15 protein-coding genes are annotated in these 26,517 nt (G+C 33.5%); 5 read left to right on the top strand and 10 right to left on the bottom strand.

Features of this window, described 5'->3' with window-relative positions; all coding sequences use genetic code 11:
• Positions 1-43: 43 nt before the first annotated feature.
• From sov to H527_RS0103745, 3 genes are all read right to left on the bottom strand, one after another.
• Positions 44-7,171, bottom strand: coding sequence for a T9SS outer membrane translocon Sov/SprA (gene sov, locus H527_RS0103755; RefSeq protein WP_229809250.1), 7,128 nt, complete (start codon positions 7,169-7,171; stop codon positions 44-46).
• A gap of 56 nt (positions 7,172-7,227) precedes the next feature.
• Positions 7,228-7,809 carry a Holliday junction branch migration protein RuvA gene (gene ruvA, locus H527_RS0103750; RefSeq protein ID WP_027411464.1) on the bottom strand — a complete coding sequence of 194 codons (582 nt, stop codon included), beginning with the start codon at positions 7,807-7,809 and terminating at the stop codon, positions 7,228-7,230.
• A 142-nt stretch (positions 7,810-7,951) separates the two neighbouring features.
• Positions 7,952-10,261 carry an NADP-dependent malic enzyme gene (locus H527_RS0103745; protein WP_027411463.1) on the bottom strand — a complete coding sequence of 770 codons (2,310 nt, stop codon included), beginning with the start codon at positions 10,259-10,261 and terminating at the stop codon, positions 7,952-7,954.
• Positions 10,262-10,467: 206 nt separating this feature from the next.
• Between H527_RS0103745 and H527_RS0103740 the strand changes: the two genes are divergently transcribed.
• The 5 genes from H527_RS0103740 (at position 10,468) to H527_RS0103720 (ending at position 17,907) form a co-directional block, all read left to right on the top strand.
• On the top strand, positions 10,468-10,863 hold the full coding sequence (locus H527_RS0103740) for a hypothetical protein (RefSeq protein ID WP_027411462.1): 396 nt from the start codon (positions 10,468-10,470) through the stop codon (positions 10,861-10,863).
• A 78-nt stretch (positions 10,864-10,941) separates the two neighbouring features.
• Positions 10,942-13,440 (top strand): YbcC family protein, encoded by a 2,499-nt coding sequence (locus tag H527_RS0103735; protein WP_027411461.1) that lies wholly within the window; start codon positions 10,942-10,944, stop codon positions 13,438-13,440.
• A gap of 3 nt (positions 13,441-13,443) precedes the next feature.
• Entirely contained in the window at positions 13,444-15,309 is a 1,866-nt protein-coding gene (locus tag H527_RS0103730; protein ID WP_027411460.1) for a proton-conducting transporter transmembrane domain-containing protein, read from the top strand.
• A gap of 122 nt (positions 15,310-15,431) precedes the next feature.
• The gene (locus H527_RS0103725) at positions 15,432-17,042 is read left to right on the top strand and encodes a SulP family inorganic anion transporter (RefSeq protein ID WP_027411459.1); all 1,611 of its coding nucleotides are present in this window, start codon (positions 15,432-15,434) and stop codon (positions 17,040-17,042) included.
• Between the two features lie 124 nt (positions 17,043-17,166).
• Positions 17,167-17,907, top strand: a complete 741-nt coding sequence (locus tag H527_RS0103720; protein ID WP_027411458.1) for a DUF2490 domain-containing protein — start codon at positions 17,167-17,169, stop codon at positions 17,905-17,907.
• Between the two features lie 89 nt (positions 17,908-17,996).
• Here H527_RS0103720 and queG read toward each other — a convergent pair whose 3' ends face one another.
• The 7 genes from queG to H527_RS21360 all read right to left on the bottom strand — a co-directional run bounded on the left by queG (position 17,997) and on the right by H527_RS21360 (position 26,515).
• Positions 17,997-18,923 carry a tRNA epoxyqueuosine(34) reductase QueG gene (gene queG / locus H527_RS0103715; protein WP_027411457.1) on the bottom strand — a complete coding sequence of 309 codons (927 nt, stop codon included), beginning with the start codon at positions 18,921-18,923 and terminating at the stop codon, positions 17,997-17,999.
• Positions 18,924-18,937: 14 nt separating this feature from the next.
• On the bottom strand, positions 18,938-20,272 hold the full coding sequence (locus tag H527_RS0103710; protein ID WP_027411456.1) for a cytochrome P450: 1,335 nt from the start codon (positions 20,270-20,272) through the stop codon (positions 18,938-18,940).
• 41 nt (positions 20,273-20,313) lie between these two features.
• Positions 20,314-21,336 carry a Holliday junction branch migration DNA helicase RuvB gene (gene ruvB / locus H527_RS0103705; protein ID WP_027411455.1) on the bottom strand — a complete coding sequence of 341 codons (1,023 nt, stop codon included), beginning with the start codon at positions 21,334-21,336 and terminating at the stop codon, positions 20,314-20,316.
• Between the two features lie 175 nt (positions 21,337-21,511).
• The gene (locus tag H527_RS0103700; protein ID WP_027411454.1) at positions 21,512-23,329 is read right to left on the bottom strand and encodes a cytochrome c oxidase subunit I; all 1,818 of its coding nucleotides are present in this window, start codon (positions 23,327-23,329) and stop codon (positions 21,512-21,514) included.
• A 42-nt stretch (positions 23,330-23,371) separates the two neighbouring features.
• On the bottom strand, positions 23,372-24,445 hold the full coding sequence (locus H527_RS0103695; RefSeq protein WP_027411453.1) for a cytochrome c oxidase subunit II: 1,074 nt from the start codon (positions 24,443-24,445) through the stop codon (positions 23,372-23,374).
• Between the two features lie 32 nt (positions 24,446-24,477).
• Positions 24,478-25,821 carry a hypothetical protein gene (locus tag H527_RS0103690; RefSeq protein WP_027411452.1) on the bottom strand — a complete coding sequence of 448 codons (1,344 nt, stop codon included), beginning with the start codon at positions 25,819-25,821 and terminating at the stop codon, positions 24,478-24,480.
• A gap of 43 nt (positions 25,822-25,864) precedes the next feature.
• Complete coding sequence (locus H527_RS21360) at positions 25,865-26,515, bottom strand: c-type cytochrome (RefSeq protein WP_081414546.1); 651 nt, start codon at positions 26,513-26,515, stop codon at positions 25,865-25,867.
• Positions 26,516-26,517 lie beyond the last annotated feature (2 nt).

Here is a 26,517-nt window from a genome sequence, read left to right as displayed (position 1 = left end):
AACGATTATTAGCATCTATATATAAAAAGCACTTATGAAAATTTTAGTTTCCGAAATTATATCTTAATGTAAATCCTCCTCTAATTGTAGTCTGTGGAAATGCTGTAGAAATAGAATATTCAGAAAAAGTATGGTCATAAAAAAACAATGCTGTCAAGTTTTTGCTTAACGAATAATCTGCTGTAAACTTTATTCCATAAATATCTTGTCCTGCAGTGACTTGAGTATTTTCTATGTCTAAATACCTAATTAAAGTTTCATTTTGACGCAGTGATAAATCTGCACGCAAATTAAGGTCACTTTTAACGATCTGCTTTCTACCTCCTATTCTGGTAGCAAAAGTAAGGTCTTTAAGTCTATACCCTAAACCTATTATATACTCATTACCTTGTATTTCGGTAAGAAGATTATTATCAAAACTTAGTGACAGTGCTCTATCTTTTTTCCATTCTAATATAATTTTAATAGAACTTTTCATTTCCATATCTAGCCTAGCCAATGGACTAAATTGTTCTGTTAAATTAACGTTAGAGTACAATAACGGATTTCTAAAATTACCTGCTTCATCTAAAACACTTCCGTTTTGAAACTCTAAATTAGATTGAAATTGATTAATTGTATAATTAGCTCGGTATCCATGGGCTACAGAAAATCGTTTAAAACGTTTTTTAAACCATTTCAAATTCATCAATCCTGTATATTTCACATCCCAATTAGGTAATGGAACATCTCTAAAGGCCCCTTTTTGAACTTTATCTGCACTAGAACCAGAATAGGCAGATAAAAATGCTGGCAACAACACTGCTTGATTTGTTCTTCCAAATCCTTTAGGAAAACCATCTGCATCGGTATCATTAGGATCGTTACCACTATCTATTGCCAAGCGTCTGGCTATGATTAATCTGTTTTCTCTAAATTTATCAAATGCTTCTGAAGAAAACTCATCACTTTTTTGAAATGCTGTTTTTATCAGCAAAGTTGAAATTGTAAAATTACCAAAAGTATTTGGGGTCAATGACTCATACTCTAAATCATTATCTATCCGGTAATTTTCCGTATATGTTTCAGAATAATTCCTACTAGCGCTAATATCAATTTTAAGATCTTTTAATAAATCCACAGAAGTTTGCACATTAAATTGTCGCCCTTCTACTTCTTGATATTGTTGATTAAAATCCTGATACAACGTAAGCCATCCGTTACGGGCTGCAATATCTCTAATTTCAGACTGGCTCCCAAAAGTAAAGCCTACAGTTGGCTTTAAAGTCCCTACGAAACCAGGTTCTCTGGTATATCCAGGCAAAAATATACCGTTATCTTGTTGATAATTTACATTTACTTTCTTAACAGCTGTAACCAAACCTATAAGCGTATTATATGTTTTTTCTCCTAAACTTAATTTACTTCTACCTCTTTTTGTTTTCTTTTTTGATTCATTATCTGGAGGTGTTAATGATACTGTATCTTTTCCTTCTTTTGAATCTTTATTTCTTTTTTTATTTCTACCAGGCTTCTTTTTGGTCAACCCAACGTACTTATATAACGAATTCATATCTAACGACCCGTTAACAGTATGTACATTAGCGTTTTGAACCGTATTTCCTAAATCAGGAATTCCTTCTAAAGTCTTTAACGCTTCACTACCTTTTACCCATTGAAAATCTGCATTATAAGAATAAGTAGTACGAATAAACTTAAGTACTGGTATTTTATTAAAAGGGATTTCATAATTAACCTGTAGCTGTTGAGTATGCGTATTAGGGTCTCCTATATCAAAAAAGCCACTCCAAATATCTATAGTATTATCTACATTGTTTTTTTCGTCTATAAAGTTCTTAACAATTCGATTATTTGCAGATGTAAAACTGAAATTTAACGATTTTGTTAAGTTATGATTGATACCATATTGCCAATCATAAAGAAAATTACGCTGATACAAGGTAGGCAATTCAATATCATTTGGCCCTAAAGTAATATCTCTAAAAACTTGCTCATTATATTGTCTGTTAATATTAGAGCTTACTGAAACACTAGTAGGTAGAAGATTAAAATTAAAGTCTTTTAACAAATCAAAATATTTACTTTTTCCTAAAAATTTAATTTTCTTTAAAGGCTCTATTTCTTTTGGCTGAAAACTAAAGTCATAAGTTCCTCCTAATCGAGCTGCTTGATCCAATGATCTTTTTATTTCAAAATCGCGATGATCCGTTTGATTATACGTCCCTGAGAAGGTGAAATTTTCCACATCATAAGGCATCGGCTTACTATCTCCTGTTCTTTCTTTACGTAAACCTATAATATTAAAACTTTGTCTTTTTGTATAATCATTATTAATATTTAAGATAGAATCCTTTTTTTGCTGTGAAGGTGTATTATCCAGAATATCCTTAAGCTCTATATCTTCATAAAATTTATCAAATTGCGGGGTAATCAACTCCTCTCCTCTGCTATAATTAAATGGCACTTGAACCCCCCATTTTTTAGGCAATAATTGACCCAAATTAACATTACTTGTTAAATCATACTGCTTGTGATCTTCTCTACTTCGTTCATTAGGACCTTGTTCTATACTTCCAAACCCAATAGTACTAATTTTTCCTGATGCGCTAACACTTGCAAAATCTGCTATATTAGCATCCAGACTACCTACAGTTGCCCATCCTCCTCTATTTTTCAAATCGCTAAGACGCATTTCATTATACCATACGGTTCCTGACTGATCACTACCGCTTTGGTTTTTAACTCCAATCATCATTACTCGTATATCACCAAAGTTAGGGTTTCCTTTTATCCCCAATCTCAACTCTCCTAAAGTTAAATTAGCAATCGGATTTGTATTAGGATTCTCTCCATTAGCATCAAAATATACAAGTTTGGTAAGATCAATATTTGACCCTCCTCCTAAAACTGAAGATTTAATTTTTTGCAATAAACTTAGATCTAAATTCAATCTGTTTTCAACGGGCCATACGCCATCCTGACTACTATCGCTAATCCCAGAAACTTTTAATGGCAATTCAATTTGATAGAAATTATTCGTAAAATCATTACCCATTCTTATAAAAGCTGTTAATTCCCCATCAGATATAGGCGGTTGATTAGGAACTGATTGTGCATGCAAAAACATTTCCAAATTTTTATATTGCCGCATATCTACATTAAAATTCTTGTACACTCCCCTAGCATCATCTGTCTCTAAATCATTTACAGTAAGTGCAAGAGATCTTTCATCCTCTCTTATAATATTGTTATTATTATTTAATTGCTCTCGCACAACTCCTGGCGGCGTAGTATAATTAGGGGTTTCTTCTTCACTTACAGAAGTTACAATTGCTTCACTATCTCCAAAAACATTAAGACCACTTGTAGGGTCATTACCAGTATTACCTACTTGTGTATATCTTCTATAATCACCACGAACTAAATCCATATTACCAAAACGTAATAAAACTGGTTGTGAAAAATCTGTAAGGTACATCCTCATAAATCGAATGGATCTAAAATCACTAATGTTTATAGATTTAGTTGGCTCATAAATAGGCACTTTAAATCGCACCCAGCGAGTTCTTATTTCTTGTCCGGATACGATTACTGGGATATCCCTAATATCTGATATATACCCTGTATTATTATCATTCCCCACTCCCATTCCTTTAAAAACAGGAATTTCATACTCAAAATAACTATTAATAGTATTCATAGTATTATCCCTATTTACATCCTCTGCTGTAGGAAAAGTACTATTACCACGATCATCATTAGACAAACTAGTTGGAGAATTACCTTCTGTACCATTATAGTTACTATATCTTTCCTGAATAGTTCCACTTCCTTGAAGAAAATACGTATAATTATCTGCCGATGGATCGTCTAAAGATCCAAAATCAGGAAATTTTTGTTTTTCATCTTGATCCCCTAAACCGTCAAACCCTGTGTCCTGATCTAATCGATCTTGTCCTTGAGAGTCAAACGCATATATTAAAGACTGATTTACAGGTACTCTTGCATAGTCTGTATCAACTATACTACTATTTTGGGTCGTAGTAGGCAATCCATTTTCGTATTGCTTTCTACCATCATTAAGAACATCTTCACTTATATTACCAAGGTTAAATACTATCTTACCTCCTGGATTATCCACATCATCATACGCAAAAGGATCCATTAACCAAAACTCTATAAATTCTACATTGGATTGTTCAAAATTTGTAGAAGTTAACTGCCTTGTGATTCCTGCAAAGTTTTTTTTAGGATCAGGTCTTGATGATGGATTACTATTAGGTGCGTAAGCCGGATTAAAATTGTAAGCTCCTCTAACATTGGGATCATAATTTAAATCTAATGTAAACAAAGCCAATGATTGTCCTTGTACAATATCTGTGTCTGGAAAAATTTCATCTATAAAAACCCTTCTTGTAGCATTAGAGGCAAGATCCTGTTCGGATACTCCGCTTGGCCTACCATTACTATAAAAGATCGGGTCGATAGAGTACCAAGACATTTTTGCTCTTCTATACCCTGATTTTATACCCTTAACAATATCTTCACTATCAAAATCATTAGGGTTACCAAATCCTACTGGTACACTAGATAACTCCCAAGATAACGGAGAACTTATATCGATTCTGGTTTGTGCTCCCTCAAAGTCATCTATATAAGTAGTTACTTTTCCATCAAAATTTGCTCCTTTTGGTGCTCCTGCAATAAGATATGCTGCTTCTGCTCTCACAGATATATTAGAAGGAACATCGGTGTCTATATTTGGCAATTTATTAACCATTCTTGTCAAAAATGGAACCTCTGTTGAATATGCTGCATTAAACCCTAATATGGTGTTATTTATAGGTTCAAAATCATAGTTTGATTTTTGAGTAATAGGTCGTTCATTTAAATTTAAATAGGTACCGCCAATAATAAAGTCATCACTAAACTTATGTTCTATATTTAATCCTGTAAAACGCTTTGTTTGTTGCCCAAAAACAGCATTATTCTCTGTAGAAACCTGAATAGGAGTATTAGAAGACAATAGTGCTTCATCCAAAATATTTACCCTCCCTAATTGGTAATTCACGGTGTAATCCACTCCTTCCTGCAATGTTCTTCCACCTGCTGTAACTGTTACTGATCCTTGAGGCACATTAAAAGCACCTAATGGAATCCCATCTTGCCCAGACGACTTGTATCTTCCTTTTAATTGAAAATAGTTTTTATTTGCGGATCTTTGTTCAGCAAGAACTTTAGTTTGCGTATACAAATCCCGAAATACATATTTTTCCTGATTTGGATTATAAGAAGTTGGATTGGTATAACTTGCACCAACAGGCCCATTATTTAATTTTTTGAAAAGATATTCTCCAAACGGCTCTACTGTGGTAAATATAATTCTTCCGTTTTGTGAATCGATGGTAACTCCAGAAACGTAATCAAAAAAACCATCTCCTCCTTGAACTGGATCCCCATTCGGGTTAAGGCGATCTAAATTAAAAACCTTAAGTAGTGTAGTTTGATCAACATCCTCTGGCAATGGCACTGAAGAACCTGCAGCTGCTGTAATGTAATTTACAGGAGAAGGGTTTGAGTACAAGATATTTAATCTAAAATCATTTTGTTCGAGCCTAAATGCACCAGTACTATAGATGTTTTTCATCATCAAATCCCATATTGGTCGTGTTACATTTACTATAGGACTCTTAAGCATTTTCACTATCAAACTTTGACTTGAGCCTGCATCTGTATTATTGGTATTTGTGTTGTTATTACCTACGGTAGCATCCACTCCATCATTTGCAAATTCTCCTACCTGAAAAACTCTTCCACCTACTGTATATTGATACGCAACAGCTAATACCTCATCATTATTTAAACGTTGGTTTAATGAAATATACCCTAATTGTGTATTTAAAGTATACTCACTAGGGTTCAATTTTCTTGCATTTTCTAAAATAGCATAATCAAATCCTTCATTAAAATTAGAAATCGCTCCAATAAATCCTTGCTGCACTGTAGACACTTGCCTAACTGCTTGAGACATAGCTCCTCCTGAACCAATAGCTACTGGATTCAAATCATTGTTTTTATTATCTGGAAAAGCTCCTGCTCCTGTATTAAATAAAGAGGGAGGTATATTAAAATTACCATCTTCTGGAGATTCTCCTATATCTTGAAGTGCTACAATGTTCCGGGCATTAGTAAGTGTTTGTGCACTAGTTGCTCTGTTCGTAACCCATACTTCAACTCTGGTAACCTGAACATTATTATTAATGAAAGGGTAACTTGCCAGAGATTGATCATAAGTATCTCTAAAATAATGAGATAAGAAAAAATGTCGATTTTCGTCATAATCTAAAGCAAAAAGCTCAAAATCTTCAACCGTTCCTCCTCCTTCTACGTTAACAGATCTTGTTTCAGATCTTTGCTCAGAAAACACCCCTGTAATTGTTGTTTTACCAAATTGCAGCCCCATTTTAACTCCAAAAAGACTTTGCGCTCCTTGAATCAATGAACTATTTAAAGGCATGCTTACATTTCCTACTTCGATGCTTTGGATAATATCATCTTCAGTAGGGGTGTATTCTAACTTTAATTGATTTTGAAAATCGAACGTAGATTCTGTATCATAATTAGCCGTTATTTGTAACCTTGTTCCTATTTTACCTAATAAGCTTAAACTAATCCTCTGATCAAAATCAAAAGTAAAATTACTTCGGTTACGAGGTGAAAAAGCAGGATTATCTTGTTTCGTATATAACAACCCTAAATCCATCTCTACAGATCCCTGAGGGATAATTTCTATCTCACTTCCTCCAAAAACAGATTCGAAAAAATTAGAATTGACATAAAAAATAGGAAGTAAATTTTTACGTTTTTCTTCACTACCATCTTTCTTACCACTAAAAGCTTCTATTTTTTCCTTGAAATAAGATCTTCTTTGTTCCTCTGCTACTAATCTTTCAAATTCTGAAGGAGTTAAAAATAATGGATACCTTACATTAAAATCCCCAAGCATTTCTCTATAAATATACCTATTGGTAATTGGGTCATATTCGTATTTAGTTATAATACTATTAGGATCGGACAAAGAAAGTTCTCCTAAAGAAAATGTAGTACTTGTAGAATCTCTAACAGTTTCATTATCTTGTCCAAACAATACTCCGCTATAAAGTATTGTCAAACATATTAATATTCTAAAAAAATTAAAGCCTAAATGATTTGATGAACCCAATGTAATTATAAGTTTTTTAGTGCCTGTTTAATAATATTTTCAACTGTTTCTTTGGGGTTTTCTTTTAGAACTTTATCAATGGCTTTTTCTGCAAGTTTTCGATTAAATCCTAAAGTTTCTAATGCAGATAACGCTTCATTTTTATTAGTATTGCTTTGAGACACTGAAACTTCGTCGATATTATAAACTTTAAGAATTTTATCTTTTAAATCTATAATAACACGTTGTGCCGTTTTAATACCAATTCCTTTAATAGATTGAATTGTAGCAACGTCATTAGATGCTATTGCTTCTTTAACTTGATCGGGATGTAATGATGACAACATGGTTCTGGCAGTACTGGCTCCTATTCCTGAAACAGAAACTAAAAGCCTAAAAATTTCTCTTTCAGATTTTTCTGCAAAACCAAACAAGGTATGAGAATCCTCTTTTACCTGAAGGTGTGTATAAAGCTGTAACATTTCTCCTTCGGGAATCAAGGAAAAAGTATGTAATGAAATATGTAATAAATACCCTACTCCATCACAATCTATTACAACATCAGTTGGGTTTTTTTCAACAAGCCTTCCTTTGATATGTGTGATCATTTATTAAGTTGATTTTAAGCAATCAAATGTAATAAAATTATACTATATACAAAGTATAAAAAAAGCTCGCTTTAAACACACTGTGTTTAAAGCGAGCTAAACTTATGATAACTTTGATGAAGATTACCAAACTCTTATTTTATTAAATCTCTTTAGACATCAAAGACATTTGAAACTGTTTTTTTTCTTTTTCTTGTGCATCAATGACTGCTACTGCTGCCATATTTATCATTTCTTCTACACTTGCTCCTAATTGAAGAATATGAACTGGTTTTCGCATACCCATCATAATTGGCCCTATCGATTCTGCATTATTAATTTCGCTTAATAATTTATAGTTACTGTTCGCCGAATCTAAATTAGGAAATACTAATGTATTTACTTTTTGCCCATTAAGTTTCGAAAACGGAAATTTATCTTTTCGCATTTTTCTATTCAAAGCAAAATTCATTTGCAATCCCCCATCTACCATTAAATCAGGATAATATCTATGCAAATAAGATACTGCTTCTTGTACTTTTAAAGCTGTAGGATGTTTTGAAGATCCAAAATTAGAATACGAAACCATTGCAATAATAGGTTTAACACCAAACATTTCTACCGTTCTGGCAGTCATTTGTACAATTTTTGCTAAATCTTTTGCCGAGGGGTCTATATTAATAGAAGTGTCACTTAAAAATAACGGCCCTTTGTCTGTCATCATTATATTCATAGCAGCAATACGAGTAGCTCCTTTGGCCAACCCAATAAGTTCTAGCATTGGCTTGACTACGGTAGGATAACTTCTGGAATATCCAGAAAGCAGAGCATCAGCATCCCCTTCATTAACCATCATAGCTGCAAAATAGTTTCGTTCTCTCATCAACTTTTCTGCATCATAAAGAGTCACTCCTTTACGCTTATGGGTTTCCCAATATTTTTTTGCATACTTATTTTTACGACTACATTCTTCATCTGCCTTAGGATCAATAATATCAATCCCTTCAGAATCAAAATCAATCTCTTGCATTAATTCTAATATAATATCTTTACGTCCTAATAAAATCGGAAAAGCTATACCTTCTTCTTTTACTGTTTGCGCAGCTTTTAACACATCTAAATGATCTGCTTCTGCAAAAACTACTCGTTTTGGGTTTGTTTTAGCTCTGTCTAATAACAATCGTACCAACTTATTATCATTACCCATTCGCTCCAACAATTCATCTTCATACTTTTCCCAATCTGTAATTGGAGCTGTTGCTACGCCACTCTCTATGGCCGCTTTTGCAACAGCAGGAGGCACTTTTGCTATCAATCTGGGATCAAACGGTTTTGGAATGATATACTCCTTACCAAAATTTAGTCGTGTTTCACCATATGCTATATTTACTTGTTCTGGAACAGGCTCTTTAGCTAATTCGGCTAGTGCTTTTACAGCCGCCATCTTCATCTCTTCATTAATAGCAGTTGCCCTTACATCTAATGCTCCTCTAAAAATAAAAGGAAACCCTAGTACATTATTTACTTGATTAGGATGATCACTTCTACCCGTGGCCATTATAATATCTTTACGAGTTTTTACTGCTAAATCATATTCAATTTCGGGATCTGGATTTGCCATCGCAAATACGATAGGATTATCTGCCATCGATAGTAACATATCTGGAGTTACCAAATTAGCCATAGACAACCCAACAAACACATCTGCATTTTTCATTGCTTCTTCTAAGGTGTTTAAATCCCTATCTGTTGCAAATTCTGCCTTTTCAGAGGTAAGATTGTCTCGATCTTTTCGTATAACTCCTTTACTATCCGTCATTACAATATTTTCAGGATTTGCACCAAAAGCTTTGTACAATCTAGTACATGAAACTGCGGCAGCTCCTGCCCCACTAATCACTATACGAACTTCTTCAATTTTTTTGCCTGCAATCTCCAATGCATTTAATAAAGCTGCAGCAGAAATTATAGCTGTACCATGTTGATCATCATGCATTACTGGTATATCCAGTTCTTCTTTCAATCTTCTTTCGATCTCAAAAGCTTCCGGAGCTTTTATATCTTCTAAATTAATCCCTCCAAAGGTTGGGGCTATATTTTTAACTGTTTCTATAAAGGCATCTACATCTTTTGTGTCTACTTCTATATCAAAAACATCTATGTCTGCAAAAATCTTAAAAAGTAACCCTTTACCTTCCATTACTGGTTTTGAAGCTTCTGGACCAATATCTCCTAATCCCAAAACAGCTGTTCCATTAGATATTACGGCCACCAAGTTTCCTTTTGCTGTATATTTATAGACATCTGATTTTTTCTTCTCAATTTCTAAACAAGGTTCTGCTACACCTGGAGAATATGCTAGAGACAAATCTCTTTGGGTTGCATATTTCTTAGTAGGAACAACTTTAATTTTACCCGGGGTAGGCTTGGCATGATATACTAAGGCCTCTCTTCTTTTACTTTCGATACTCATACTTTATCAAGATAAATTTGTGAATGCAAAATAAACGTAAAATGCACATTTAGCATATACAAAGGTACAAGTCTATACGAGATGCAGAAATTAATGTAAAAGAATCTTCTGAAAAATTCAAAATAGAGATTATTTTTAAAAATATATCCTAAATTTAACGATCCTATATCAAAAATGAATAATTTTGTAATTCAATTTTTAACCAAGTGAAAAGATTAAAACACTGCTTTTCTAAGCATTTTTTAGTTTTATTTATCCTTTTTCCTTTTATTACAGGAAACTCCCTTTCATTGCAAAATGATCAGGAACATGCTATATTAAATTCTCAAGCACATTTTGGAAAAATTGAAAGCACAGGAAACTTCGCTACTGTACATGAGCTTCTTTCTATAGAAAAACAACTGTTTTTTTCAAAAACGGAGATAGAAACAGAAACAGAAGAGGAAATACATTTTCCTGCTTGTTTTAACCTTACCTCTTTATATTCATGGCTACCCTATAATAGCCTAGTTACTAAAAAGAGGATTTATAGATTCATTCCTAAAGCACAGAGAGTCCCTCTCTATGATCTATATTGTTCTCGAAAAGATCATCTTTCTTAAAAACATATTCTAGTTTTACTTATTTGCCAAAGTTTACCTCGGCAACCTTTACTTTTTATTTTACTTAAAAAAACATCAATGAAGCAACAAAGCATTGACTTTGATGAACAGCTCGTTCTTCATCGTCTAAAGCATTATTTGCCAGCACAAGCTCCGCTAAAAGATTTTGTGCATCATAATACCTTACACGCCTTTCAAGAACTCTCATTTTTTGAAGCTTTACAAAAAGCAAATGCTACTTTTGGATACAAAACAGCCCTTTCATTAAATGAATATCGTAAGCTTTATAAGGACGGTATTATTAATACTGAGATTTTAAAAAATACAATACATAAATATAAAGACGAAAACACCTTTGTTTACTGGCGATCTTTAGTTTTCGATCAAAGCCTATCTAATACTACACATCCTGAAATAGGAAAATTACGACCCCTCTGGAAAAATCATTTTAAGATTGATTTGAATATGTTGGTACATCCCAAATTATTCAAATTAATAGGAGCATATCTGGATCAGGGAGTTTCAGAAAAACGATTTCCATACCCTGATAAAACATTGTTAGATGCTGTTCGTGCTTTACAACAAAACAGTATGGTTTCTGTCTTTCGATCCAATAAAGTTATTACTTTTCTAAACGATCCTAAAACCACTATCACAAGCCTATTGGCATATATTGTGGGAGATGTGGCTTTTTATGAGCAGTATTTGTTTGATCAACAATTTGCACATCCTGGCTGGTCTGGAATGGTAACTACTATTGAAGTACAACTCCATACGTTACTAGATCAACGAAAAGTAACTCTTCATGATTTTATTTTTCTTGAATTACTTTTGGAGATCGAAGCTTTGGATCAAAGTATAGGGCTTAACAAATTACCTTTAAGTGGCGAAATCAAATTAGATAATCCAGCATCCTTATTTAAGGATATAAAGGTTGATCCCTACTGGAAAGTAATCACGATATGGCAAGAAGCTCTGGAATGGAGCTATCACAGTCAAGTTCTACAAGGGTTGGTCGTCTCCAAAACAGAAACAAAGTCGACTACTCCTAGTTTTCAAGCATTTTTTTGTATTGATGATAGAGAGGAGTCTATACGACGACATTTAGAACAGTCTGCTCCAGGTTGTGAAACATTTGGTACACCAGGGCATTTTGGTATGGCAGCAATGTATCAACCCGAATCTGGTAAGTTTTACACCCAAGTTTGCCCTGGTTCTCTTAGTCCAAAACACTTAATTAAAGAAGAAGGAAGGACTACAAAAAACGGTAAAGACATTCACTTTCACAAAGGATCGCACAGACTCTTTACCGGATGGTTATTATCCCAAACTATTGGGTTTTGGTCGGCAATAAAACTATTTTTCAATCTATTTAAACCTCAGGTTTCTCCAGCGCATTCCTCTGCTTTTGAGCATATGGAGCATGCTTCTACCCTTATCATAGAAAACAAAAATAATAACGAAGAAAACGGTTATAAAGTAGGGTATTCTATTGAAGAAATGACAGAAATAGTATATGGTTTATTAAAAAGTACAGGATTGACCACCAATTTTGCATCCCTAATTTATTTGATTGGTCACGGTGGCAGTAGCACCAATAATCCTTATTATGCAGGATATAATTGTGGTGCTTGTTCTGGAAGAGCTGGTTCTGTTAATAGTCGTGCTGTTGCAGAAATGGCAAACCGAAAAGATGTGAGAGCGGCTTTAAAGAATAAAAACATTCAGATACCAGAAACCAGCTATTTTATAGGTGGGCTACATGATACTACTCGCGATGAAATAAAATTTTATGATGTTGAGTCTCTTTCACCAAAGCATAAAGAAGCACATGCATTATACATTTCGAAATTTGAAAAAGCTTTATCCTATAATGCTAAAGAGCGTGCTAGACAGTTTTTGCTCATCAACATTAAACGTGATGCGGTTAAAGTACATAAAGATGTAAAAAATCGCTCTACTGCTCTTTTTGAACCCAGACCAGAATTAAATCATTCTAATAACACTTTATGTATTGTAGGGCGCAGATCTCTTACCAAAAATGTTTTTTTAGATCAACGTGCTTTTTTAAACTCCTATGATTATGAGCAGGATGTATACGGGGTTCAGCTTAAAGGAATTTTGCAAGCTGCAACTCCCGTTTGCGGAGGTATTAATCTAGAATATTATTTCTCTAGAGTAGATAATGAAAAATTAGGGGCAGGGTCTAAATTACCTCATAATGTCATAGGTCTTTTTGGGGTTGCCAACGGAATAAAGGGAGATTTGCGCCCAGGGTTACCATCTCAAATGATAGATGTACACGCCCCTTTGCGATTAATGATGATCGTAGAACACTATCCAGAAATTGTTTTACAAATTATTAAAAAAGACCCAAAACTATCTGAATGGTATTATAAAGAGTGGGTTAAACTGGCTATAATACACCCAAAAACAAAGACAGTTTATTACTTGTTTAAAGGAGAACTAAAAAAAATGGAAACAACGGTTCATTCTATCGAATCTGTTACCGATTTAGAGAGCATTTTTGAGAATCACTCTTCTAATTTACCGGTTTATCAACTTAACACACTCTAAATAATGGAAAATTTGTTACCTATATTTTTATTAATTCCATCTTTAGGATTAATAATTAGTCTTCTCTTTCCTGAAAGAAAAGAAAAATGGATAAGCACCTCCATTCTTATTGCAATGGGATCGTATGTATTGTTTACCACTACCTTTGTTTTAGTTTGGTTATGGAAAGATGTGGATTCTCTAAACATTAAAGAGATATCTTTATACGACTATGGAGACTATAACTTTTTTATTGATTTTTATTTTGATAAAGTATCTGCTGTTTACCTTCTGTTTTCGGGGGTCTTATCGTATCTAATTGCACTTTATAGTAGAGTATATCTACATAAGGAACCAGGATACAAGCGTTTTTTCACCACCTTTTTACTGTTCTTTATTTCTATACAAATTATAGTTTTAGCAGGAAATTTTGAAACCCTGTTTATTGGTTGGGAAATTCTAGGAGTATCGTCCTTTTTATTAATTGCGTATTACCGCCATCGCTATTTACCTGTTCGCAATGGTCTAAAAGTTTTTTCGATTTATCGAATTGCAGATGTGGGTATTTTAATAACTATGTGGTTGAGTCATCATTTATGGCATGAAAACATCACTTTTGAGCAGTTAAACAACTCACAACTAGTAGCAGAACATTTAACTTTACACCCTTGGACCGGGATAGTTATATCCCTCGCCATACTTTTAGCAGCGAGTGTAAAATCTGCTCAATTTCCATTTTCATCTTGGTTACCCAGGGCTATGGAAGGACCAACACCCTCTAGTGCTATTTTTTATGGTTCGATTGCAGCTCATATTGGGGTGTTTTTATTACTGCGTACGGCTTCTTTTTGGCATCAAATCTTTATTATAAAAATTATTGTTGTTCTACTAGGAGTGATAACTGCTATCGTGGCTACAATTTCTTCTCAAGTACAATATTCTGCCAAGGCACAGATAGCATATTCATCTATTGCCCAAATCGGAATCATTTTTATTGAAGTTGCCCTTGGTTTAGAAGCCATTGCATTGATCCATTTAGTAAGTAATGCTTTTTTAAGAAGCTATCAATTATTGATTAGCCCATCTATGGTAACATACTACATTAGAGAGCAGTTTTACAATTTTGTCCCTTATAAGGAAAAACAAAAAAGCAAATGGCGCGAAAAATATGAAGTTACTTTATATCTAATAGGGTTGAATGAATGGAAATTAGATCCGTTTCTTTACAAAGTTTTTTGGAGTCCTGTAAAACGTTTAGGTAAACCATTAACCTATTTTCAACCAAAAACAGCAGTTCATGTAAGCTTAGCAATATTACCTATTCCTTTCTTTTTTGTAACGAACTTAATTAGTTTTACAGGTACACTACATCACCTTTTACCTATTGCCATTGCTGGATTGGCCTTGCTTATGGTTATTCGTACGTTTTCAGAACGTAAAAACCCATTATTAGCCTGGGCAATGTTGATTTTTAACCATGTTTGGGTTTTACTTGCGATATCTTTTAATAATACTTTTAATGTTTGGGACACTACTTTTTATTTATCTGGCATACTGCTTTCTGGGGTATTTGGTTTTTGCATACTCTACCAACTTTCTAAAAAGGAAAAGTTTGATTTAAATGATTTTTACGGATTAGCTTTTAAAAGAAAAAACACTGCTTTTTGGTATCTGTTATGCTCTTTAGGATTAATGGGATTTCCTGTTACTACGACGTTTTTGGGAGAAGACCTGCTATTTATGCATATCGAAAAAGAACAGCTTTTACTCGCATCCTTAATCTCTTTCAACTTTATACTTACTGGCATTAGTTTAATGAGGATGTATGCCCGAATTTTTATGGGTCCTGTTAATGATCCCGAAATTACGGTTGCAAGACGATCTGCCTAACTTAATAATCAATAATCTCAGCAAGCTCACTAGGTATGCTTTCTGAAAATATATTTTGTTTTCGAGGCAAACCTCGGAGAATTAAACTCCACAATGTGGATTAAAAAAATAGATTTAACAAAATGAATACAAAACAAAACATTAAAATCCCTGCCGATGGATGGAAGGGGTTTAGAGAAAATTTTAAAACAGATGCTATTTCTGGGTTTATTGTCTTTTTATTAGCATTACCACTAAGTTTAGGGATCGCCAAGGCTTCTGATTTTCCTCCGGTAATGGGGCTTTTAACCGCTATTGTAGGTGGAATCTTGGTTAGCTTTATTATGGGATCCAGATTAACTATAAAAGGACCTGCTGCCGGGTTGATCGTTATTGTTGCAGGTGCAGTTGCCGAATTTGGACATGGAGATAGTATTTTAGGCTGGAAACTTGCACTTGGTGCTATGGTTGTTGCAGGTATTGTACAAGTTCTTTTTGGAATATTCAAATTAGGTAAATTAGCCGATTTCTTTCCTCTATCTGCTATTCATGGTATGTTAGCTGCTATCGGGATTATTATTATCGTAAAACAAATTCCTGTTTTACTAAATGATGATCCTTTATTAGCTAAAGGAATGGGACCTATAAAACTGTTATTAAATATCCCAAAATTTGTAATGAACCTTGACCCTAAGGCGGCAATGATTGGTGTTATTAGTTTACTAATCATGATTAGGTGGCCATATATTAAGTCCAAAAACATTAAAATGATCCCTGCTCCTTTGGTGGTGTTATTATTCGCTATCCCTGCCGAGTTATTTATGCATTTTAAAGAAACAGAACCCGAATATGCTTTGGTAAAAATAGGGGGCTTTATAGAAAACCTAAATATAAATGTTAGTTTTTCGGGACTTTCACAAACAGGTACTTTTATAAAGTATGTAATTATGTTTGCTTTGGTAGGAACTTTGGAGTCTTTATTAACGGTAAAAGCGATTGATATGCTGGATCCTTTTAAAAGAAAATCAGACATGAACAAAGATCTAATTGCTGTAGGACTTGGTAATGCTTTTGTTGCTATTTTTGGTGGTATCCCTATGATATCTGAGGTTGCAAGAAGTTCTTCTAATGTTAGCAATGGCGCAAAAACCCGTTGGGCTAACTTTTTTCATGGCTTTTTTATTTTATTGTTCTTAGTATTGGCAGCTCCTATCTTAGAGATGATTCCTAATGCTGCTCTTGCTGCTATGCTAATCACTGTTGGGATTAAACTGGCACATCCTAAAGAATTTGTACATACATTTAAAATCGGAAAAGAACAACTTGCCATATTTTTAGTTACTATTTTCTTTACTCTCGTTGAAGATCTTTTGATAGGTATTGCTGCGGGAATGGTTCTAAAAATAATCATCCATATTTTTAATGGTACTCCTGTTTCTTCGTTCTTTAAAGCTCCCACGGCAGTCTCTTTTCAAGGAAACAACTACTTAGTTGAAATCAACAAAGCAGCTATTTTTACTAATTATTTAGGCATAAAGCGTAAACTAGAAGAAATTCCGTATGGTTTTAATGTTACTATTGATTTAAAGAACACCAAATTAGTAGATCACTCTGTAATGGAAAATCTGGAGCATTTTAAACATGATTATGAAAATAACAATGGGGAAGTTCAAATCATAGGTCTTGAAAAACATATTCCGTTATCCAAACATCCTTTGGCATCCAGAAAAAATAAAGAAGTGATTGTACCATAAATTCAAAACGTACCACAAATTAATCGCATATTAACAATTTACTGTTTCCTTTTAGAAATAGTCGAGACCTGATTTATTTAGGTTTCGATTGTTTCTAATATTGGTTATTAAAACATTTATAAAAATGAAAAAGATATATAGTATATTGATTTTATTATGGATTGCAATACCAATCCAAGCACAAGAAACCATTCAACACGATCCAACCAATACTTGGTTTACCCTTTTTAATAGAGTAAAAATTAATAAAAAATGGAGTTTTAGTAATGAACTTCATGAACGTTTAGGGGGTTTTTTATCCAAACAAAGTACTTTTTTAGAACGCGCCTCTATAGATTATCATTTAAAAGATAATGTTGAGATTAGTCTTGGATATTCATTTTTAAGCAATCGTATACCCCTTTCTGATACTAACCTAAAGATCAACACATACGAAAATAATATTTGGGAGCAAATATTACTAAAACATAAAATAAGTACCGTAGATATTCTTCATCGGTTTCGTCAGGAACATCGATGGTTTGATGTATTAGCAAAGGGTAGTAACGAAAATTTTAACAAGGATGGCGTGAATTTTGCAAACCGTTTTCGTTATCGATTAACCATGGTACTGCCATTAAAAACTTTCGGAAATAAAAAAGTGGTATTCTTACAGGCTTTTGATGAGATCTGGCTACCACAAACAGATAATCTTATGCCGAAAAGTTTTTCGAGAAATTGGTTTTATCTGGGAGTTGGTTACAAATTTAACTCCAATACCAACCTACAACTAGGCTACATGAGTGAATGGAATGTAATTGCGACAGATACCTACAAATCAAAACCTATTATTCAAACCACTTTTGTAAAAAGCTTTACGCTATAATTTCAAACAAAATTATGCGATAGAAAACCTATTGTATAATTAGGATTAACAACAAAACTGCCTTATTCGAAAATAAAGCAATTTTGTTGTTAATCCTTTAAGAACTGGATATTTCTGGTTAGCCCAGAAAACTTAGTTCTTTTTACTGCAGATTTTTGAAAAACCTTAGAAAACACTTCTTGGGTAATCTCTTCCCAATCTTTTTTAGTCATTTGCAGTAAATCCGGTTTTGGATTAAAAAGCGGTTCGCTATGCGCCTTAGAAAAGCGGTTCCAAGGACAAACATCTTGGCAGATATCACAACCAAACATCCAATTATCAAACTGCCCTTTGTAACTATTAGGAATCTCTTCTTTAAGTTCTATAGTAAAATAAGAGATACATTTACTACCATCTACTACATAGGGCTCTACAATAGCTTGTGTAGGACAAGCATCAATACAAGCGGTACAAGTACCACAGTGATCTGTTACTGGAGTATCATATTCTAAATCTAAATCCAGAATTAGCTCTGCTATAAAATAAAAAGAACCTACCTTTTGTGTAAGCAGATTACTGTTTTTACCAATCCATCCTAACCCGCTTTTTGCTGCCCACGCTTTATCTAATACTGGTGCCGAATCTACAAATGCTCTACCATGTACTTCGCCGATTTCTTCGCTTATAAAATCAAGCAACTGTTTCAACTTATCTTTAATTACAAAATGATAATCTGTACCATAAGCATATTTAGAAATTTTTGGGGCTTCTGGATCTTTTTGTTCTTCTGAAGGATAATAATTAAGAAGTAGGGATACTACACTTTTAGAGCCTTCAACTAACTTTGTTGGATCTAATCGTTTATCAAAATGGTTTTCCATATAGCTCATCTGTCCATTCCTGTTTTGATGAAGCCATTTTTCTAACCTTGGAGCTTCCTGTTCTAAAAATTCGGCTTTAGAAATACCACAGGATAAAAAACCAAGTCGTTTTGCTTCCTCTTTAATAGACTTTGTATATGTATGCTTTGGAGTCAACTATATTTTATGTTTTATCTGGTTGTAAATTGAAGTACTGCATTTTTGGGTTTTAAGGTAATTAATGGTTGTATTTCTATCGCTTTAAGGCTAGTACTGATTTTATGTTTTTTTACAATATTACTTATCGCAAGAATCATTTCATACATTGCAAAATTGTTTCCTATACACATCCTTGGGCCTGCACCAAATGGAAAATAATGATCTGAATATTCTTTTTTATCTACATCTATATCAAAGCGATCTGGATTAAATTGATCTGGGTTGCTCCAAAAATCTTTATGCCTGTGAATTTCAAAAAAAGAAATCAAAATGGTATTACCTTTTTTGAGTTTAAGATTATTATACTCATCCTCTTCTATAGCTACTCTATCCGAAAAATAAACGGGAGGATACAATCGCATTGCCTCTTCTATACATTGTTTGGTATATGTATATTTAGCAATTTCGTGTATTGGGGATGAGAATACTACTTCTTTATTATCAGAAACCTCTGTATATACTCTGTCTTGTATTTCTGGATGCATTGCCAACAATGCTAATGTAAAAGTTAGTGCATTAGAGGTGGTTTCGTGCCCTGCTACAAAAAGGATCAGTATTTCATCTATTAGCTGTTCGTTATCCATCATACTCCCATCCTCATACCTTGCTGCCAACAACATATCTAATAAATCATGATACTCTTTATCCGATTTTTTTCTTTCTTCTATAATTGTATTAAGAATATCTCTTGCTTCTTGGGTTAACTTATTAGTATTCTTAATTTTCCCGCTAAGATAAAACCACCACCTTTTATACGGTTGTCGTATTTCTTTTATCAAAGATTTTTGGGCGGTTTCTGTAATATATTGCAATCTAGAAATGGTATTACCCGTATCTGTATAGCTAAAAAGCGATTTTGCTACTACATTAAAAGCAAGATCACTCATTAAAGGAAAAACATCTATTACCTTATCTGCAGTGATTTTATCAGACTCTTCTTGAATCACTTCTTTTATAATATCTACTAACGATTCCAGCTTTTTTTTATGAAATGCCGGCTGAATCAATCGTCTTTGCCGTAACCATTTTTCTCCGTTAGAAGTTAATAAACCTTCGCCAATATATTTTGCCAGGTCTTTTGTTTGCAGATCAGACTTTGCATATTTTTTATGTTGTTTTTGTAACATGTGTTTTGCAAAACCACCATCACGAGTAAAAATAACCGATTTACCCAGCCCGATTTTTACGTTAAAAACATCTCCATATTTTTGAAAATTTTCATGATGAAAAGGAAGCGGATTCCTAAGAATACGGCCTGCATTTTTAAGCACTTTAAAAAAAGAAACTGTAGATGGGTTTTTATACATAAATAAAGTTTTAGGGAGTCTTTATCAAGATTTAAATTTTCCTAAAACAAGCCTCCTTGAATATTTCCTTTTATCCTTCCTAAGTGTTTATATGCGGCTTCTGTTACTTCTCTTCCTCTTGGGGTTCGCATAATGAATCCTTGTTGTATTAAAAAGGGTTCGTACACCTCTTCTATAGTCTCCGGGCTTTCACTAACGGCTGTTGCTATTGTTGTTAATCCAACTGGCCCTCCTTTAAATTTATCTATCATGGTTAATAAAATCTTATTATCCATCTCATCCAGACCATGTGCATCTACATTTAATGCTTTTAATGCAAACTGAGAAATTTCGATATCAATTTTTCCATTACCCTTAATTTGAGCAAAATCACGTACTCTACGTAATAAAGCATTGGCTATTCTTGGTGTTCCCCTACTTCTGCCTGCTATCTCAATAGCAGCTTCCATAGAGATTGGTACATTAAGTATATATGCACTACGCTGCACGATGGTAGACAGTAGTTCTGTAGTATAATATTGTAGTCTAGATTGGATTCCAAAACGAGCTCTCATTGGTGCTGTTAATAGCCCTGACCTGGTAGTTGCTCCTACCAAAGTAAATGGATTTAAGTTAATCTGCACGGTACGGGCATTTGGTCCACTCTCGATCATAATATCTATCTTATAATCTTCCATAGCAGAATATAAATATTCTTCTACTATAGGGCTTAATCGATGGATTTCGTCTATAAACAAAACATCCCTATCGTCTAGGTTAGTTAATAAGCCTGCTAAGTCTCCTGGTTTATCTAATACGGGTCCTGATGTAACCTTAATTCCTACGCTTAATTCATTCGCTAAAATATGCGCTAATGTAGTTTTACCCAATCCAGGAGGGCCATGAAAAAGGGTATGATCCAAAGCTTCGTCTCTTAAATTAGCGGCTTGAACAAAAATTTTCAAGTTTTCTAATACCTGATCCTGCCCAGCAAAGTCTTCAAAAGCGAGGGGTCTTAATGCTCTTTCAATATCCAGATCTTCCCCAGAAAAGTTTTCGTTTGTTGGATTAAGGTTTTCGTTCATTGATAATGGTATTTAGAAAAATAATCTCTTTGATCCAGATAATACTTAAAACCGAAGAGTAAAACAAATATAATAAAAAGAGTCCCCTATGCTTCTACATAACTAGTAATTATAGAAAAAGAAAAAGCCTTTTCGTAATTACGAAAAGGCTTTTTATATCTATGATCACCCATGTTTAGTGATGCATTTCTTCTTCACCATCTTGTAGAGGAATTGTCTGCGGAGCATAATCTTGTCCTGCGATAACATATTCTCCATTTTCATTAGTCTTACTGTAATCATAAGGCCATCTAAACACGCTAGGAATTTCTCCTGGCCAGTTACCATGAATATGCTCTACTGGTGTAGTCCATTCTAAAGTATTAGACTGCCATGGGTTTTGAACTGCTTTCTTTCCGTAAAAAATGGAACTTATAAAGTTATATAAAAATACTAATTGTGCTGCTGCTGTAATAAGAGCAAAAACAGTAATCAAAACATTAGTATCGGTTAAATCATCAAAATATGGGAAATTAGAATTGGTATAATAACGGCGTGGTAATCCTGCCATTCCAACAAAATGCATTGGAAAAAACACTCCGTATGCTCCAATTGCAGTTACCCAAAAATGTACATATCCAAGATTTTTGTTCATCATCTTACCATACATCTTAGGGAACCAGTGATAAACTCCTGCAAATAAACCGTATAATGCAGATATACCCATTACTAAATGAAAATGTGCTACTACAAAATACGTATCATGTACATTTATATCTAAAGTACTATCTCCAAGAATAATTCCTGTAAGTCCCCCTGTTATAAAAGTAGATACTAACCCTATAGAAAATAACATTGCAGGGTTAAACTGCAAATTACCTTTCCATAATGTTGTTATATAATTAAATGATTTTACCGCAGATGGAATTGCTATTAATAATGTTGTAAATGTAAATACAGAACCTAAAAATGGATTCATACCTGATATAAACATGTGGTGACCCCAAACTATTGTAGATAAAAATGCAATTGCTAAAATAGAGGCTACCATCGCTCGATATCCAAATATAGGTTTACGAGCATTTGTTGCTATAATTTCTGAAGTTATTCCTAACGCTGGTAACAGTACAATATACACCTCTGGATGTCCTAAGAACCAGAATAAATGCTCAAAAAGTACTGGTGAACCTCCTTGATTATGTAATACCTCTCCTTGTATATAAATATCACTTAAATAAAATGAAGTTCCGAAACTTCTATCCATTATCAATAATAAAGCCGCTGATAACAATACTGGAAACGAAACAATACCGATAATCGCAGTTACAAAAAATGCCCAGATTGTTAATGGCAAACGAGTCATCGACATTCCTTTGGTTCGTAAATTTATTACAGTTACTACATAATTTAAAGAACCTAACAAAGAAGATGCTATAAAGATTGCCATAGAAACTAGCCATAAAGTCATCCCTGTTCCAGAGCCTCCTATCGCTTGTGGTAATGCACTTAATGGTGGATAAATAGTCCATCCCGCAGATGCTGGTCCTGCTTCTGCAAATAAAGATAGTACCATTATAATACTACTTAAAAAGAATAACCAATAAGACACCATGTTCAAAAATCCTGAAGCCATATCTCGAGCTCCAATCTGCAATGGGATAAGAAGGTTACTAAAAGTTCCACTTAGACCTGCAGTCAAAACAAAGAACACCATGATAGTACCATGTATAGTAACCAGAGCTAAATATATACTTGGATCCATTATACCATCTTCTCCAAATTTACCTAGAAGCACTTCATATATAGTAAATTGATGATCTGGCCAAGCTAATTGCATTCTAAATAATAATGACATTGCAATACCTATGATACCCATTATTATACCAGTAATCAAATACTGTTTAGAGATCATTTTATGATCTTGACTAAAAATATACTTAGTGATAAAGGTTTCTTTATGATGTCCGTGATCGTCGTGATCGTGATCGTGGTTATCTCCTTGAGTTGCTGACATAACGCTATTTCTTTTTAATATAATATATTAATTTTTTTCTTCTTAATTACTTGCTTGTGCAGATAATTGCTCTCCAAAAGTAGTTTGCCCTTTTAACCAAGCTTCATAATCTTCTTCAGACTCTACTACAATCTTCATTTGCATATTATAATGAGAAACCCCACAAATTTTATTACACAAAAGATAATAATCAAATGTATATTCTTCTAAAGCTTCCTCTCCTGCTGCTACTAATTTTTTACTTTTTTCTTTTCGTATTTTATTAATTGTAGCTACTTTTTCTACCATAAACTCGCTATTTCTCATTTCTTCAGAAGTTAGTATAGGTGTATACGCAAACTCTGTGATCATACCAGGAACAACATTCATCTGTGCTCTAAAGAAAGGCATGTAAGCAGAATGGAGTATATCTTGCGATCTCATTTTAAAAATAACTTTTCTGTTAACAGGTAAATGTAACTCATTTGTTATTTTATCATCTTTTCCGTAATTATCAGAAACATCTAACCCTAAAGTATTAATTCCTTCTATAAAACGCACATTTGCTTTACCTAACACATTATCTTCTCCAGAATATCTTGCTCTCCAATCAAACTGATATGCATATAATTCAATAATTAATGGGTCTCCTTCTTCTTCATCAATATCCATGATGTCTGTCCAAGTAAACAATCCGTATATAATTAGTCCTGCAAGTACGATTACTGGAATAATCGTCCAAATAAATTCTAATTTATCATTATCAGCAAAGAACAATGCTTTATTTTCTTTTTTACCTCTATACTTATAAGCAAAGAAATGTAATAATCCTTGTGTAATAAATTGCACAACAAAAATTAATACCATCGAGATCAACATTAATTGATCATAATCTATCCCATGCTCAGAAGCAGATTCTGGCAAAAAGAAAGTGTGATATTGAACGAAACAATATATGGTTAATAAGTACAAAAATATCACAAAGGCTAACATTAACTTACCTTGTAAGTTATTATCCTTATCATTTGCGATTTGAGAATTATTAGCACTGTTTTGCGACAATTTCAAAATTTTTGACATCTGCCACAATGTGATTCCAAAAAGTGCTATAACTACTATGGTTAAGAATACAGTCATTTTTATCTATCTTCTTTTTTACAATTCAACTGTTAATAATGAAAGTGTTTACTTTCTTCTAAATACGGGTTTCCTTTTGCTAATAATGGTGCTTTAGTAAGTGCTCTAAACACAACAAACAAGAATAATCCTAAGAATAATAATACTGCACTTATTTCGCTAATACCAATGAACCAAGATTTACCAACGGTTGCAGGCATTATCATATTAAATACATCTATATAGTGACCACAAAGAATTATAATTCCTGCCATTACAACAAACCAGTTTACACGTTTGAAATCACTATTCATTAAAACTAATAATGGGAAAATAAAATTCATTATCAACATTCCGAAAAAAGGAAGTTTATAATCCTCTATACGAGTAATAAAATAGGTTACCTCCTCAGGAATGTTAGAATACCATATTAACATGAACTGAGAGAACCAAAGATATGTCCAAAAGATACTAATCCCAAACATAAATTTAGCTAAATCATGTATATGACTATTATTTACAAATTCTAAATATCCTTTAGATTTCAAATAAATAGTTACTAAAGCTATAGTAGTAATACCTGAAACAAACAAACTAGCAAATACATACCACCCAAATAAAGTACTAAACCAATGTGGATCAAAACTCATAATCCAATCCCAAGACATCATAGATTCTGTATATATAAAAAATACTAAAAATGCCGCTGATATTTTAAAGCTTTTCTTATACCACTTATTACCTGTAGTATCTTCATCTTGTAATCTAGAATATTTTACAGCAAAGTGACGATATAATATCCATCCTCCTAAAAAGAATGCAGCTCTTATAATGAACCAAGTTCCATTTAGCCAACTTGCTTTACCTTGAAGAAGTGCATCATGAGCTACAACCTCTGGATCAGCCCATACAAATAAATGATTGATATGAAATCCTGATAATGCTAAGATTACAAAAAGAATTATCCCTCCAGGCACCAAATATGCTGTTATAGCTTCCATTACTCTAAAAAGTACTGGAGACCAACCTGACTGAGAAGCAAATTGTATTGCATAAAATGCTAAAACGCCCAGAGCTATCATAAAAAAGAAAAACGCTGCGACATATAATGAAGCCCAAGGTTTATTTTGTAATTGATGCAACACATGCTCATAATGTGCATCTCCTCCATGAGCATCTTTTTCGTTTGCACTTTCTCCGTGACCTTCATCACCTCCATGATTCTCTTTTATCTGTGAGTCACCATGACCACCTCCATGAGCGTCGTGTGATGCCATCATTTCTTTTACCTCCTCTATAGACCCTGGTCTTTGTGAAAATCCTATTACAAGACCTACAAGACCTACAATCATAAGGATGACAGAAAATAATCTTAATCTATTTGATAGCGTATACATATCTTTATATAATATCGTTATTCTTTACTATTATACTACTGCACTAGTGTGCGTTATTGTGTTCTTCAGTTGAATCGTGATGCGCCTCTTCTTCTTTTACTTCTGTAACAACAACATCTGTATCTATTCGTGGCGTCTTTCCTTCTAAATCAGCTTTCAATTTCTCTACATATTGAACAATCTGCCAACGTTCTTGTTCATTAGTCTGAGAAGCATAAGACCCCATAGAGTTGATACCATAATACATTACATGATAAATACTACCTTCTGTAATTGCTCTTCCGATATCAGCATAACTCGGAACTCCAAGAATTTTTTCTCTTTTTACTAAAGGTCCCTTTCCATCTCCTTTTTCTCCATGGCAAATTGCACAATAAATATTATACAATTCTTTACCTTTTTCTTCGTTTTCTTTAGTGTAACGAACAGGGTTTTTCAAAGTATCTTTAGCCTTTTGATAACCAACATTTGAATTCTCATAATCATAAGGCATCCATCCTCTTGGTATGGAACCTTTGGCTGGCAACATAGCTTCCTGTCCTCCAGGAAAAACACCATATTCACCATAAGCTTCATAACTTACCGGCTCATACATATTAGGCATATATTGATAATTAGGTTTTGAATCCTTTTTACAAGAAACAAAGCAAATCATCACTACTGCCACTGCTAATATTTTTATAGTATTCTTCATTA

The sequence above is a fragment of the Aquimarina muelleri DSM 19832 genome (assembly GCF_000430665.1).
Classification (GTDB): domain Bacteria; phylum Bacteroidota; class Bacteroidia; order Flavobacteriales; family Flavobacteriaceae; genus Aquimarina; species Aquimarina muelleri.
The sequence above is the reverse complement of the archived record's forward strand: the minus strand, read 5'-3'. Positions and strand labels throughout refer to the sequence as shown.